Source organism: Microcoleus vaginatus PCC 9802, assembly GCA_022701275.1.
Classification (GTDB): domain Bacteria; phylum Cyanobacteriota; class Cyanobacteriia; order Cyanobacteriales; family Microcoleaceae; genus Microcoleus; species Microcoleus vaginatus_A.
On sequence record CP031740.1, the window covers coordinates 5,142,969 to 5,159,632 of the forward strand.

The 16,664-nt window shown below is 42.6% G+C and carries 5 protein-coding genes and 1 pseudogene; 2 read left to right on the forward strand and 4 right to left on the reverse strand.

The genetic code is table 11. From position 1 onward, the window contains the following. Positions 1–203: 203 nt before the first annotated feature. Positions 204–6,137, forward strand: coding sequence for a response regulator (locus D0A34_21180; GenBank protein UNU21011.1), 5,934 nt, complete (start codon positions 204–206; stop codon positions 6,135–6,137). Beyond that, positions 6,130–7,674 carry a hybrid sensor histidine kinase/response regulator gene (locus tag D0A34_21185; protein ID UNU21012.1) on the forward strand — a complete coding sequence of 515 codons (1,545 nt, stop codon included), beginning with the start codon at positions 6,130–6,132 and terminating at the stop codon, positions 7,672–7,674. The genes D0A34_21180 and D0A34_21185 overlap by 8 nt, the downstream gene beginning before the upstream one ends. A 560-nt stretch (positions 7,675–8,234) precedes the next feature. On the opposite strand, the gene D0A34_21190 is transcribed toward D0A34_21185, so the two are convergent. The 4 genes and pseudogenes from D0A34_21190 to D0A34_21205 form a co-directional block, all read right to left on the reverse strand. After that, positions 8,235–9,515 (reverse strand): glycosyltransferase, encoded by a 1,281-nt coding sequence (locus D0A34_21190; protein UNU21013.1) that lies wholly within the window; start codon positions 9,513–9,515, stop codon positions 8,235–8,237. 80 nt (positions 9,516–9,595) lie between these two features. Beyond that, a complete protein-coding gene (locus tag D0A34_21195; GenBank protein UNU22401.1) occupies positions 9,596–10,312 on the reverse strand; it encodes a class I SAM-dependent methyltransferase in 717 nt (238 codons plus the stop codon). A gap of 12 nt (positions 10,313–10,324) precedes the next feature. After that, positions 10,325–11,260, reverse strand: a pseudogene (locus tag D0A34_21200) (class I SAM-dependent methyltransferase). A gap of 14 nt (positions 11,261–11,274) precedes the next feature. Beyond that, a complete protein-coding gene (locus D0A34_21205; protein UNU21014.1) occupies positions 11,275–16,632 on the reverse strand; it encodes a glycosyltransferase in 5,358 nt (1,785 codons plus the stop codon). Positions 16,633–16,664 lie beyond the last annotated feature (32 nt).

Consider the following 16,664-nt stretch of genomic DNA (forward strand, 5'->3'; position numbering starts at 1 on the left):
AATAAAGTTTTAATATTCTCGCATATTAACTACCAAACAACCGTATTGAGATTTGTTAAAATTTAAATATTATTCAAAAAGCTTTGATTATACTTATTTAGAGTGCATTGAAAATTGTTTTTTAATTCGGTTCTGTCATAAATATCAGTAGACCTACTGAAATACCGCCTGCTCTTCAACTTGTCATTAGTGAAATTACGCACATGAGCATTACTATTTTGGGTTACAACCTAAGCGCAGCTATTTACGAAAGTGTCAATACTATTATTTATCGCGGCATCAAAGAGAGTGATAGAACCTCAGCAATTATCAAAACCTTCAAAGCTGAGCATCCGACAATCGAAGAAATTTCCCGATTAAGACACGAACATAAAATACTCCGACATTTAGACAGTCAAGGAATAGTCAAACCCATAGCCTTAGAAAACTATCATAACGGCTTAGCGCTGATAGTAGAAAATTTTAGCGGTCAATCTTTAAAAGATTTTCTTAACAATCAACCCTTGGCTATAAACGCCTTTCTAAAAATCGGAATTCAGTTGGCAAAAACTCTGGGAGAAATTCATCACAGGAATGTAATCCATAAAGACATTAAACCCTCAAATATCCTAATTAACTCAGAGACAAAAGAAGTAAAAATTATTGATTTTAGCATTGCTTCTCTTTTAGAGCGAGAAAATCAAACTGTCACCAATCCAAACTTATTAGAAGGAACTCTTGCTTATATGTCGCCGGAACAAACCGGCAGAATGAACCGCTCAGTGGACTACCGTACCGACTTTTACTCCCTTGGTGTTACATTTTATGAAATGCTGACGGGTAAGCTACCTTTTTCCGCAAAAGACCCCCTAGAACTCGTTCATTGCCATATAGCTAAAGCACCCATACCACCTAAAAAGCTCAATCCAGAAATCCCGGATGCAGTTTCTGAAATTGTAATGAAATTATTATCTAAAACTGCTGAAGATAGATATCAAAGTGCTTGCGGAATAAAAATTGACTTGGAAACCTGCCAGCAGATGCTTTCTGCTGGAGAGATTTTCCCCTTTATGATAGGTCAACTAGATTCCTACAGCCAATTTATGATTCCGCAAAAACTCTATGGGCGGGAAATAGAAGTTGCTAGTTTGCTAGAAGCCTTCGCTCGCGTCAGTGGTGGGACAACGGAAATGATGCTAGTTTCCGGTTATTCAGGTATCGGCAAATCTTCCTTAGTTAACGAAGTTGATAAACCTATAGTCGGAGCACGAGGGTATTTTATTTCCGGTAAATTTGACCAATTTAAGCGGAATATTCCTTATGCTGCTCTAATTCAAGCATTTCAAGGATTGATGCGGCAACTGCTCACTGAAAATTCGGCTCAAATAGCAATTTGGAAAGCTAAAATTCTCGAAGCCCTTGGTGCCAATGGGTCAATTATTATTGAGGTTATTCCCGAAGTAGAAAAGATTATTGATCCACAGCCTGCGGTTCCGACTTTGGGACCCACTGAATCTCAAAACCGATTTAATCGAGTGTTTCAAAAATTTATACAGGTGTTTAGTAAACCCGAACACCCCCTAGTGATATTTTTGGATGACTTGCAGTGGGCAGATTCGGCTTCCCTCAAGCTTATCCAGCTAATTATGACCGATCCAGATAGTAAATATCTGCTATTAATTGGGGCTTATCGAGATAATGAAGTCAGTGCCACTCATCCCTTAATTTATACCTTAGAGCAAATTCAAAATACTAGGGCAACAGTAAATAATATTATCCTCCAATCTTTAGAGCTCTCTCATGTTAACCAATTAGTGAGCGAAACTCTTCGTAGTCACATTTCCGAAGTTTTACCCCTGGCTGAGTTAGTTTTTAAGAAAACCCAGGGAAATCCCTTCTTCTTAACTCAACTGCTCAAATCCCTTTATCAAGACAAACTTCTATCCTTTGATTTTGATCGAGTTTGTTGGCAGTGGGATATCCAACTGCTTCAAGGCATTGATATCAGCGATAATGTCGTCGAATTGATGGTCAGCCAAATTCAAAAGCTATCGTCCCCGACGCAGAATGTCTTAAAATTAGCTGCCTGTATAGGAGATAAGTTTAGTTTAGACGTTTTGGCAATTGCTAATAAAAAATCTCAGTCAGAGACGGCAAGGGATTTATGGGAAGCGCTACAAGCTGGTTTCGTTCTGCCACTAAATAATTTCTACAAAATCCCCCTGCTATTTGACTCGGAAATATCTACAGAAAACTCAACGGAGCAGTTTAATGTCACCTACAAGTTTTTGCATGACCGAGTGCAACAGGCGTCTTATTCTCTGATACCCGACGCTCAGAAAAAAGAAACTCACCGAAAAATTGGTCAACTCCTGCTGAATTCCACAACCCCTGAAGAACGAAAAGAAAATATCTTTGCACTGGTTAACCAACTAAATTATGGAACGGATTTAATCACTTTAGAGTTGGAAAGATATGAGTTGGCAGAACTGAATCTGATCGCCGGACAGAAAGCCAAAGCTGCCACAGCTTATGAGTCGGCTGTCAAATATTTGAATGTGGGTTTAGGACTCTTGGCGGAGGATAGTTGGGAGAGTCAATATGATTTGACATTAAACCTCCATCTGGAAGCAGCAGAAACTGAATATATAAACACTAACTTTGAGCGATCGCAACATTTGTCTGAGACGAGCCTGAAACAAGCAAAAACCCTTCTCGAAAAAGGCAAGGTTTACGAGCTTAGAATTCAATTAGAGATGTCTCAAAATCGAAGAATATCAGCTATAGATAATGGACTCGCCGTTCTGGAAATGTTCGGAATTAGCCTAGAGCAAGAACCCCCTCAAGAACTGATAGTTGATGATTTAGCTAACTTGCCGACAATGACAGCTCCCGATCAACTCGCAGCTATGCGAATATTAAATCTTATTATAACACCAGCTTTTATTGTAGATCCTGCGCTGTTTCCGCGAATTCTTTATACAAAAATAGCCTTGTCTATTAAGTATGGGAATTCGCCTGAATCTGCTTTTGCTTATGTTTGGTATGGAGTGCTACTCTGTGGAGGATTAGGAGACATAGATTGTGGCTATCGATTTGGCAAATTAGCTATTTTTTTACTAGAAAAATTTAACGCAATTACCCTTAAATCAAAAATAATTTGTATATTTAATTGTCTGGCTAGGTTTTGGAAAGATCCGCTTAAGGCAACCCTAGAATCTTTGGTTGATGCAATTCAAAGTGGTATAGAAACTGGAGATATAGAATATGCTTGTCACAGTATTGCAAATTATTGCAATCACTTATTTTTTAGCGGGGGAGAGCTCCAAAAAGTTGAGCAAGAACAGGCAAAATATGTTGCTATGACCATTCAGCTCAAACAAGAATATGATACTTTATTTGTGAAAGTTCACCAGCAAATAGTTGACAATTTACTGGACAAAACCTCAGACAAATACCATTTACTAGGTCCAAGCTTTAATGAAGAAGAACTACTGCCTGGAATTATAGCTTCTAACAATGGGACTTTGCTCTATGCCTATTATGTCGGCAAAATGATGGTATCTTATTTATTTAAAGAGTTTAATCAAACCGTGATACTTGCTCATTTAGCATTAAAATACGCCAGCATGGGGGCAGGATTAATCCACATGAGTATCGACAACTTTTACCATTCTCTTTCCCTCCTAGCACTGTATCCAAAAGCCTCGCCAAAAGAGAAAGAAAAATATCTAAGTGTAGTAGCAGCTAACCAAGAAAAAATGAAGACTTGGGCGTTCCATGCGCCGTGCAATTTTCAGCACAAGTATGAGTTAGTAGAAGCAGAAAAAGCGCGGGTTTTGGGACAACCTTTAGAAGCGAGCGATTATTACGATCGCGCCATAGCAGGAGCCAAAGAACAGGGATATATCCAAGAAGAAGCATTAGCCAACGAATTAGCAGGAGACTTTTATTTTTCCCGTTCTAAAGATAAAATTGCTCGGATTTATTTAACCGATGCTCGCTACGGATATATTCGCTGGGGAGCTAAAGCTATAGTCAAAGATTTGGAAGCCAGATATCCTCAAATATTTTCCCGGATAGCCAAGCCCGAAAGTCAAGGTAGCCCGGTCACGATGCTCACTAGCTCGACGAGTGGAGGAAGTGCAGGATCTCTAGATTTAGCTACTGTGATCAAAGCATCCCAAGCTCTTTCTGGTGAAATTGTACTGAGTAAGCTGTTGGCAAAATTGATGAAAATTGCGATCGAGAATGCGGGCGCTCAAAGTGGCATTTTTATTTTAGAAAAAGCGGGAAGTTTACTAATAGAAGCCTATGGAACCGTAGATAGCGATGTAGAAGTGCTGCAAACAATACCAGTGGAAAATAGTCAGCAACTACCCATATCTTTGATTAACTATGTTGCCCGAACTCAGGAAAATGTTGTATTAAGCGATGCGAGTTGTGAGGGAACCTTCACAGCGGATACTTATATCGTAAACCAAAAGCCAAAGTCAGTATTATGTACTCCAATCGTTCATCAAGGAAAACTTACTGGGATTCTGTATTTAGAAAATAATCTCACAACTGGCGCTTTTACTCCCGAGCGTTTAGAAGTTTTACAACTTTTATCTTCTCAAGCAGCTATTTCGATTGAAAATGCCCGTCTTTATAACGATTTGGAAGCAGCAAACGCTACTTTAGAAGCGAAGGTGGCAGAAAGAACGCAACAGTTACAAGAAAAAAATATCCATTTACAAAAAGCAGAAAAATCAGCGAAAGCCGCCAACTCTGCCAAGAGTGAGTTTCTTGCTAATATGAGCCACGAGCTCCGAACGCCACTTAATGGCATTTTGGGTTACACGCAAATCCTCAAACGACAAAAAAACTTACCTGACCAGCAAAAGGATAGTCTGAACGTCATTAGTCAGTGCGGGGATCACCTCTTAACCCTGATTAACGATATTTTAGATCTCTCTAAAATCGAAGCCAGAAAAATGGAAATCCACCTGAGTAAGTTCCATTTATCAGAATTTTTGGAAGGCCTGGCTGAAATTTGCAATATTCGGGCAGAACAAAAGGGAATCTCCCTGATTTACGAGGCAATTACCCCACTACCTATTGCCGTCCAGGGTGATGAAAAAAGGTTGCGGCAAGTTTTAATCAACTTACTCGGCAATGCGATTAAGTTTACCGAAAAAGGTGGGGTGGCATTCAAAGTAGGATATCAGGATGGCAAAATCCGGTTTCAAGTGGAAGATACCGGAGTTGGTATGGCACCAGAGCAATTACAAGATATATTTTTGCCTTTTCACCAAGTAGGGGATGCCAACCGCAAGGTTGAAGGAACCGGGTTGGGACTGGCAATTAGTCGCCAATTAGTCCAGATGATGGGCGGTGAAATAAAGGTGAAGAGTACATTAGGACAAGGGAGCATTTTCTTCTTCGATTTAGATTTGCCAGAGGTATCGGAATGGGCGACTAATGCAGCCAAAGCCAATGCCCACACAATCGTTGGTTTCAAAGGCGGAAAGCGAAGAATTCTCATAGCTGACGACAAGTGGCAGAATCGCTCGATCATGGCAGGAATGCTTCAGCCGTTAGGATTTGAAATTCTGGAAGCAACGGAGGGTCAGGAGTGTTTAAACAAGGTGGCAGAGTTTAAACCAGACTGTATTTTAATGGACTTGATGATGCCAGTAATGAGTGGCTTAGAAGCAACGCGCCGGCTTCGCAAATCACTAGGTCAGAGTAAGTTAGTGGTGATTGCTACTTCTGCCAGCGTTTTTGATTTCGATCGACAACAAAGTGCCGAGGTAGGTTGCAATGATTTTATTCCCAAACCCATACGAATCGAGGAGCTTTTAGAAAAATTACGTACTCATTTAGGGTTAGAATGGATTTATGAAGAAAACCAGGAAGAGATTAGGAAAGCAGAAGGAGAAAAAAAATCTCTAAGTTCTGAAATTGTAGCTCCTCCCGATGAGGAAATCGCCGTTCTATTCGATCTAGCGATGATGGGTGATCTGCGAGGGATTGCGGAGGGAGCTGCAAAACTAGAACAACTCAATGAGCAATGGGTGCCCTTTGCTACCCATCTGCGCCAGTTAGCGAAAGGATTTGAAGAACAACAAATCCTCGAGTTTATTAAAAAATATAGGACGACAACCAATGAGTAGTAAACTTGCCGAACAAAGCACCATTTTAATCGTAGATGACACTCCGACTAATTTAGGTGTCCTGTTCGATTTTTTGGCTGATTTTGGCTTTAAAGTATTGGTAGCTAGGGATGGCCAAAGTGCTCTCCAGAAGGTCGCATATGCTGCGCCCGATCTGATCCTGTTGGATGTGCTTATGCCGGGAATAGATGGGTTTGAAACTTGTCGCCGTTTGAAAGCGAATGATTTAACGAGAGACATTCCCGTGATTTTTATGACGGCTCTTGCTGATACGGTGGATAAGGTTAAAGGTTTGAGTCTGGGTGCGGTGGATTATATCACTAAGCCTCTTCAGCATGAAGAGGTTTTAGCTCGTGTTAATGTCCACATGAAGCTCCGCAACCTGTCGAAGAAACTCCTAGAGCAAAATGTGTGCTTGCAAGCAGAAATCGAACAGCGTGTCAAAGCGGAATCCTCGCTGTTGAAGCTGGCATCGGAGTTGGAAAGGCGAGTTGACGAAAGGACGGCTGAACTTTTTCTATCCAATCAATTGCTCAAACAAGAGATTCAAGAGCGTCTGCAAGCAGAGGCGGGATTGCAAGAATCGGAAGCTCAATTGCGAACCCAAGCTCAATGTTTAGAAAAAGCTTTTCGCGAATTGCAATTGACCCAAACTAAACTTGTGCAGAGCGAAAAAATGTCTTCTCTCGGTCAGCTTGTTGCAGGTGTAGCCCATGAAATCAATAATCCCGTTAATTTTATTTTTGGGAATCTTTCTTACGCCCATGATTATACCCAAAATCTGATTGATCTAGTTAATCTTTATCACCAAGAATTCCCTGCGACTGGGCAAATAATTGAAGATAAAATAGACGAAATAGAACTAGATTTTTTGGTTGAAGACTTACCTAAATTGCTGACTTCAATGAAGGTAGGTGTAGACCGGATTCGGGAAATTGTTCAGTCGCTGCGAATCTTCTCGCGATTGGATGAATCTGAAATGAAACCGGTGGATATTCACCTGGGTATTGATAGCACTCTGTTAATTTTGCATAACCGCGTTAAAGGAAGGGGCGATAGACCTGCAATTGAGGTGGTTAAAGAATTCGGCAATCTGCCTCTGGTAGAGTGTTATGCCGGTCAGCTTAACCAGGTGTTTATGAATCTTGTTGCTAATGCTATTGATGCCATAGATGATTATAATACGACGCGATCGTTAAGTGAAATGAAAGCTAATCCTTCTAAGATTTTCATTCGCACGGAGGTCACGGAATCTAATCGGGTGTTAATTCATATTAAGGATAACGGCCCTGGGATGACAGAAGAAATTAGCCAACATTTATTTGAGCCATTTTTTACTACTAAGCCTATCGGGAAGGGTACTGGTATTGGGCTGTCCATTTCCCATCAGATTGTAGTGGATAAACACGGGGGTCAGCTCAATTGTATTTCAGCTCCCAATCAGGGGGCAGTCTTTATTATTGATATTCCAATTCACCAGAAAATTTTTGCTAATAATTTAATTACGATGTCTGAAACAGCTTTGGGTATTTCTTAGTTGATTTTAACTTAAGGGGAGTTCAATAAATTTTAAGGGTTGCACAACTATATCAAAATCGATCAGGCAGGGGGATATTCCAATACTTTAGGTAATGAAGTAAGAGACGGATAGAAGCCTTCGGTAGCATCTCACTTTTGCAGCCAAGCTAGAAATTGGAGTTTTGAGGCAGGAGGCAGAAGGAAGGAGAAGAAGTGTTTTTACAAATATGAGATGCTCCCTTGCTATTGCGGATGGGGGCGGATTCACATTTAGGACACATTTAGGACAGTTTGTATTTCCATTATGCAACGCCCGAAAATACACCGGACGCGCGGGACGCCCATCCCACAAAAAAAATCAAAATCATCCCGCTATTATGCAACGCCTAAATTATTGCTCTCGAAGCTAGTTTGCGACTAGCCTAGAAAGGATTAACGGACTGCTATCACACTATTTAATTTGGCAACTAAAACGTCCAGATGTTCCGATGTTTATCGTCTAGTGGGTGGAGTCTCCTGTGCGGTGTAGTAGCACAGGAGAGCTTATGACCAGGGGTTTAGTGCTGACCAACTTTATTGCTAAATTCTCACGGCAAAAGATGCTGCTAATTCCCGTTCTGGTTCCATACCAACTGTGGGTGGCATGGAACGATTTGCTACTTGCTCGATCAGTTGTAAATGTTGTGGCAGCATTTTAGCTAAACTGTAGCGTTCTAGGGCGGTTTGACGGGCTTTGATGCGAATTTCTGCCATACGGGTAGGATGGTCTAAAACTTCATCAATGCGATCGGCTACTTGTTTCGGTGAGAAGTAATCGACTAGCAAACCGTTTTCTCCGTCGCGGATCACTTCTCTGACTGGCCCTGTGTCGGAACCGATTACTAAACATCCTGTCGATAAAGATTCAATCATCGACCAAGATAGTACAAAAGGTCTGGTCAAATAAACGTGTACGTCCGATGCTTGAATTACTTTTAAATACAGTCCGTAAGGTAGCGGCCCCACAAAGTGAACTCGCGACAAATCTAGGGGGACTTTTTTGAGCATATAGTCTTTGTAAGACTCGCCGTTGGGTAAAGAACGCCCGTAACAAACTCTTTCGGAACCAACGATTACGACGTGACAGTTGGGGCGGCGTTCTTGTACATAGGCGATCGACTCAATGAATTCGGGAAAACCCCGGTAAGGTTCCATTCCCCGTGATACGTAGGTGACAATTTCATCAACGCCAGACAAGTCTAAGTTAGGCAAAACCAGTTTAGCACCGGGGTCTGGTTTGAAGTAATCGGTATCTACGCCGTCGTGGAGTGTGGATAATTTTTGTTGTAATTCTGGCGGAAATTGCGATCGCTGCCAATAAGTGGGCGACACACCCCAATCGCAAGAATATAAATCGATCAGAATCGGCGCATTTTTGATTCTAATTCTGGCCATATCGTCAACTGTTAAAGGTTCCGCTGGGTCGAAATCTGCGTCGGAACCAATAGCATGATAAAACCACTCGAAATAACACAAAAGCGGCGTATTTGGAAAAGCTTCTTTGACAAATAATGTTGGCCCCCAACCGGAATGTCCGCAGATAATATCGGGTACGAAACCGTCTGCTTTGAGTTGTTCTGCCATTCTAAATACGGCTTGTCCGTAGATGACGGCACTTTCTAAAGGGCGGACGTATTGGTGAGTCTGCGCGTGGGGTTCCCGGCTGGGGGTAAATGCTGCTTTGCGAACGCCGGGAATGTTCCATTCGGGACGCTCGTTTTTAGTGCCAAAAACAATTTGATTTTTGGGATCTGCGCCTAAAGCCGTGATAATGTGGCGGTATTGGGCGGGGAAGTTGGGATGAAGAAATAATGCTTTCATTGTCTGTTGTCTGTTGTCTGTTGACTGTTGACTGTTGTTAGTTGGATAAAATATTTAGATTCGGCTAAAAAGCTGTGGTTTTATTCATGGGGGGTTGGTGCTTTGCATATCCAGACGCAATCTCGCGGTACTGAAGATGTATTTTTCACGAGGATTTCATAGTTTAAATGAGTGAGAAATTTTTCCATAATTGTATCAGTCATAACTGAAAATGCAGTGCCGTCTCTGCGTCCCAGCAGGTTTTTGTCCCACTCGCTGGCGAATTTTTGCCACCCTAATTCGCTGAGAATATTGCCGTGGTGAAAGACGCAAATTCGATCGCCCCGCAGTAGTTTGGGAATTTGAGTTAGGTAGTTGAATATGTCTACCGGCTCTATGTGTACCATTGTATCGTAACAAAAGCAGGCATCGGCTGAGGACGGGGCGATGCTGTCTAATGTTAAACCGTTGAGTTTGACGTAAGAAACGCGATCGCTCCCCAAGCGCGATCGGGCGGCTTGCAGCATTTGACTGGAAATGTCGGCACAAATTAGTCGATCGCAATATTTTAGCAACAGCGAACCTGTTTTTCCGCCGCCGATACCAATTTCTAAAACCCTATGTTCTTTTTTGATGTACGGTGCAATAAATTGCTGTTCTATCAAGGATTCATATTCTGATAGCGAGTTAGCCGCACCGGCACCTTTCCCTATCCATTCATCCCCCAAATAAGCGAGTTCAGGATTATTATCTTTCCATTCTTGGGCGTAGCTATCCCAAGCTTCTTCGTAGTCTATTTTAGGCGGTATTATTTCCATTGTTTTTGGTTTTTTTGGTCTCAGAATACACAAACAAAAATCGCTTGATAGTCCTCCGGGTACAGCCATTAAGATTTTTTCAATCTCAAGCAATAACTTGACGATCGTTTCACTCTTGGGTTCTCCGTCTGAAAGTTGATAGTGATCTAACAAAGGGTAAAGTTCGTGAAGCAACCCCCCACCGGCTGGATTCAAGACTTCCACATCAAAGTAGAATTCTAAAAACGGAAGTATCAGCTTTGACCGGACTGCTTCTGAAGGGTCTTTTGCCAATACTCTCTCAATACTTGGACTCGTAAATATTTCACTTGTTCCCGATCTTAGCGTGTAGTGAAAACATTTGTAAATGCCATTAATCAAATTCACTTGATTTTGATTGTATATATTGTAGCAATCTCCTACGTATTCATTTACAATAAAATATCCATCGGGTTTTAAACATTTCCGAACACTTGATAAACATCGTTCTAGTTCTCTGACGTGGTGCAGCGAACCCGAGCAAAAAACTAGATCGTATTTTTTATTATCATCAATCGTAAACAAATTAAAGTCATCTTGATAAAAATTAATCTCTACTCCCGCTGCTGCGGCATCTTTTCTAGCCATTTCTAAAGAACTTTCAGAAAAGTCAAAGGCATCAATTTGAGTGACTAATCCTAATTTAGCCATCGCAATCTCGTGATTCCCCACACCGCAACCAATAGACAAAAGACGATCGAACCGTCGATTCTTGAAATAATTTTTGACTAACCACTGTAGCCAGTAATCATTAGTCTGACAACCTGACAACCGATGGTTTATAGCTTTTTCAATAATTGGATTAGACAACCAATAACCTTGCTTCCCAATGGCGGCTGTTGGGTTAGCCTCCCAGTAATTTTTAGCTGTTAATTCATTGGAGCTGTTCTCTTCCCTACGCTCAGAATTTGACTCCATACTTTTACCCATTGAATCTTGAACGATTACTTTTTAGTAAAATAAGCTTCTCGAAAAATTTGACCGTAAGTTTGAGTCATTTCTGCAAAAGTATTCAACGACTCTAACACATATTTAGCATTTTCTGCTAACCGCTGGCGCAAAGATTTATCCTCCAATAAAGTATGCAGTGATGCCGCTAGTTCTTCTGGGCGATCGGGCGTATAAAATAAACCATTAATTCCTGGTCGCACTTGTTCTCTAATTCCAAAAACAGGCGTTGTAATAATTGGCAACTCGCAAGCCATCGCCTCCAAAATCACTCTCGGAAAACTTTCGACGCGAGAAGTGCAAACAAAAATATCAGCCGCTTTGTAATATTTCCCTGTCTCCCCAGTTTCCGGGACTACTGTCACCCTTTGCCGCAACTCTTCTGGCAATTCCCCCACTAACTCGGCTAATTTATTGCTGTAAATACTCGGACGATCGCCCACAATAAAACACCTAATTTTATTGTGCCATTTGTCAGACAAAAGTGAAAGTGCTTTAACTAAATCCTGCTGTCCTTTGCGTTCGCATACCGTTCCCAGCAGCAAAATTACCACATCTTCCGCTGCAACACCTAAACTTTTTCTAGCCGATTCAGAATTATCCGAATTTTCCAGTTTGCTCAAATCTAAACCGTTGTGAATCACGGTAAAATTGTGGTGGCTGTTGAGAGACCAATACCTGTCCCGCGTTGCATCCGCCACAAAAATTACCTTGTAAGGAAAGCGAAAACACTCTAAAGCTCTCGCCGCAATCTCCGAACCAAACCTGTTAAAATAAGTTTGCCAAGGTTCGCTTTCGTGCACGTTCCACACCACAGGAATTCCGATTTGGTGCGCCGCATCAACTACAAAAAAGTTTTCTAAAGTATTGGCATAAATTGCATCTATTTTTAAACTTTCAATCTCTTTGCTAAAACTGCGGATGGCTTCATCATAAGCATCGCGCTGATAGATGTGTTCGAGAGGATTGTCGCGCACCATTACTTCAATTCCCTGCTGTTGGTAAGCTTGACGCAGAGGCCCCTCTGTTGTGCAAAGTACGATCGGCTTAATCACACCCTCAGCCGCCAATTTCACCGCGATTTCGTACTGATGCAGCGGCGCACCAGTGAAATCCAGCGAATTGCTGCACATCAAAACTTTGATAGGATGGATAGAACTGTTTGCTACTGATAACCAACCACTCTCAGCAAATTCTAATTCTTCCTTATTCCTGACATCAGTTACATCAGTTACATCTTGTACAGTGCTCGTTGCCGAACTTCCTTCTTCCTTCATAAAAACCCGTCGAGGTTGAATATGAAAATACTCATCTTCTAAAGACAAGTGAGGGCTGTAAAAACTGTCTTTTTTCCCCGCATACTTGCGTCTAAAAGCCGCCACTTCTTGAGGATTGTCGGTAAAACCCCTAGAAGTTCCCTCTTTGTGCAACAACTCCGCATCGGGACAATATACGCACCGATAACCCCGTTCTAACAGTCGGTATCCGTAATCTGCATCATTGTAAGCAACAGCAAAATTCTCTTCATCAAAACCGCCCAATTCTAAGAACAATTGACGCGGAGTAATCGTGCAAGCGGCTGTTACCGCAGAGTAATTTCGCGTTACCATCGCTTGAGACAGATAGCCTCGATTTTCGCTGTTCATCAGCTTAAAAGCGTGACCCGCCAAACCGTGATGCAGCCCGTGAATTACGCCCGCGTGCTGAATTCTGCCGTCGGGATATAACAGCCTCGCGCCGACTGCACCCACGCCAGGGATTTGAGCGTATCCCACCATTTGACTCAGCCAGCGCGGGTTAATTACTTCAGTATCGTTGTTCAAAAACAACACATATTCGCTATCAACTTGTTCGGCAGCGCGGTTGTTAATTGCTGCAAAACTAAATTTCCCACCAGGATTTTTTATATGCAAAACTTGGCAATTTAATTGCTTTAAATATTCCAGAGTTTTAGGGTCGTCGCTTTCGTTGTCGATGACGGCAACTTGATAATTTTTATATGTGGTAGTTTCTAGAGAATCCAGACAGGCTTTCAGCAATTTAAGCTGATTTTTAGTAGGAATAATTACCGTTACTGAGGGACCATTATCTGGGAAATCCTGGGCAAATATACCCAAATTTTCTTTAGTCGCCCATGCGTGCTGAGCAACATTGCCGTTAATTTGGCGACGGTTTAGTGCATCTTGAATGGCTTTTTGGCCTGCGGCAAAACTGGCGGGTTTCGCGGCCCCAGATATGGCTGTAGAACCGGGTGCGGTTCGCCAGTGATACAGCACTAACGGCAGGTGCGCGACGTGGCGAGAAATTTCGGTTGCTCTCAATGCAAAATCGTAATCTTGCGAGCCTTCAAGACCTATCCGCAAACCGCCTATTTGTTCAAAAATGTGTCTTCTCACGGCGCACAAATGACCGAGATACATATAGGAAAGCAGCAGTTCCGGCGACCATTCCGGTTTGAATTGCGGGGCGAAGCGGCGACCTTTAGTGTCGATTTTGTCGTCGTCGGAATAGAGAAAATCGGTAGCTGGATGCGAGGCAAAATATAGGGCGACTTCGCCTAATGCGTCGGGAGTGAGTTCGTCGTCGTTGTCTAAAAACAGGATGATGTCGCCTGTTGCGAGGGCGGCGGCGCTGTTGGTGGCTGCGCTGATGTTGCCGTTTTCTGTACGAAATGTGATGCGGATACGATCGTCCTTTTGAACCCAGCTTTTCAAATTTTCAGCCACAGTAAATTCGGTGCTGCAATCGTCGGCAATGCAGAGTTCCCAGTTTGGATAAACTTGATTGATTACGCTGTCGATCGCACTTTCGAGAAAATCTATCTGCGGGTTGTAAACTGGCATTACTACCGAAATTTTTGGCAGGGGTTCCCGGCAGGATTTTAACCGAGAAATTAAGTAATCGCGCGCGCGATCGTTCCACTGATTCACACCCAGCCATGCGTCATATCTATCAATGGGTTGAGGCACCACAAAACCCGCAGGCGGCAGCAAATCTCCCGGCGCAGTAAACTGTTTTTGCTGCCGATAAATCTTGCCCAACTGGCGAATCACCTTCACAATTTCCCAAGGCATCGGCACAATCCTGCCCAGACGCTGTTTTCTTTCCCTCGCCCGCTGCTGGATTGCGGCTGTAAACCTTGATAACTCCTCAAATTTATCAGCACTTCGCTGCCAGATATGGTAGCGCCGCACAGTCAATATTTTCGGCGCTTGAAAAGACAAAATTTCCCCGGTTTCTAACTCAGCTTGCAGAGAAACGTGCCATTCGCCCGGAGGCAAATCGACAAGGGCCTCAAAACCGCTTTCCGAACTGTTAACCCAGTCGGGAAACACTTCGCCGACATCTTTTCGCCGCAAACCGTAGGCGCATTCTACAGAAGTATCGCCGCACAACAAGCTTAATTTAGCAATTTTGCGATCGTGGTGGCAGCACCAACCTGCAAACAAAATTTGACCCTGACGCTGTTCCCACACCACCGGTACATCTAACGATGCTTGAATCGTTGAAACTAACAACGGATAAGCTGCCAACAAATGCCATTTACCTCGCTCATCTTGCGCTTCCAGTAGCACTTCGTGCCGTCCGGCAGGGGCTTCCAATTGAATTGTAAAACCTGATTTCTTCGCAGCCGGAATATTAGAGTGTGCTAGCGCTATATCACTTCTGTCTAGGCCGTAAACGCCTGCGAAACTCTGGTCTTTAATTCTAGCCCGGACTGCTGTAGTCTCTCTTTTTTTGTGAAAAACCCAGCCCACAATTAGCAGGTGGGAATCGCAAACTTGCCAAGTAGTGGGTTGGTCTAACGAAAAAACAAATTTAGGGAATAAGTCGCGGATTCTGCGCTGAACTTCCCACCATTTTTCTCTCACTTGCCACCATCTAGAAGACTTGATTGTAGCCAGTTCTGCCCGAAAAAGTTCATTTTCCTGGCGGGCTTGTTCTAAATTTTCCTGAGTATCCTTTAATTTTTCCTGAGTTTGACTTTGTGCTGTTTCTAACTGAAGTAACTCAGCTAACTTTTGCTGCAATACAAATTCAGTCTCTTCAAATTGTACCTGAGTTTGCCCTAATTCTGCTTCTAATTCTAATACTTTCGCTAAAGCGGTTTGAAATTGCGATTCTTTGCCGGCAAGCTGTACCTGAGTTTGTCCTAATTCTGTTTCTAATCCGAGGAGTTTCGCTAAGGCTTCTTGAAATTGCGATTCTTTGCCGGCAAGCTGTACCTGAGTTTGCCCTAATTCTGCTTCTAATTTTAAGACTTTTGTTAAAGCTTCTTGAAATTGCGATTCTTTGCCGGCAAGCTGTACCTGAGTTTGTCCTAATTCTGTTTCTAATCCGAGGAGTTTTGCTAAAGCTTCTTGAAAATTTGATTCTTTGCCTGCAAGCTGTACTTGAGTTGCTCCTAATTCTGTCTCTAATCCCAACACTTTCGCCTGGGCCTGGTGAAATTGTTCTTGCCACTGTTTGAGTTCGGAAGACCTAGTTTTTTGCTGTTTTTCCAGCAAGCGGATTTTTAGCCAATCTTCAAATGGCCAGACTGGAGAACCTGGGAAATGAATAACTTGATCGATCGCACCTTTCGATTCGCTGCTCAGATTGCCAGCTTGGGTTTCCAAAAGTTCATATAGTTCTAATGCTTCGGGAAAATATTTTTCTATTAAACTCGGTCTGTGACTTTTGACAATATCGTTGACTAATAAAGATTCTTCAAAATTGTCGCCCGGTATGGCACCTAAGTTAACATTAAATTTTTCGTTGACTCGATCGAGGAAAAGTTCAGGAGTGTTGCCGATGGGGTAAACGTTGGCTAGGAGACAGCGGTCGGGGAAACGTTCGTAAAGTTCTAAAACTTTTTGATTGTAGTGAACCCACATTTTTACTGCCATTTCGGGGTTTTGCAGCAAGCTGACATCGGTTCCCCGGCGGTAAAGGGAATCGACTACTTCCCAGGGCGATCGATAAACACAGATAAAATTAGCTTCGGGGAGTAAATTCAGCCAAAAATCCCAAAAAAGAGCTGTTCGCGGGTCTTTCCAACCCCAATGTTTGTGAGTTTGTTGATTTTGGTCGATCGCGCGTTTAGCAATTTCCACATATTCCGCTGCTACCGGAATCGTTTTTTCAAACGTACAGCCCAGTTCATCAATACCGTGCGATCGCAAAACACTTTTGTGAAACTCCACAAAATCAACATTCTCGAAATGACCCTTCACATTTCCGTCGGCCGGGCCCACTAACTTTTTGCCAATATCAACCCCGACTTTCTGAAACAAAGAAGCTGTTAAAGACGTACCGGAACGGTGCATTCCGGTAACAATAAAAACCGACGGTTTGCTGTCATTTGTACTCACAATTTATCTCCCTCGCCCTAATTCCACACCAA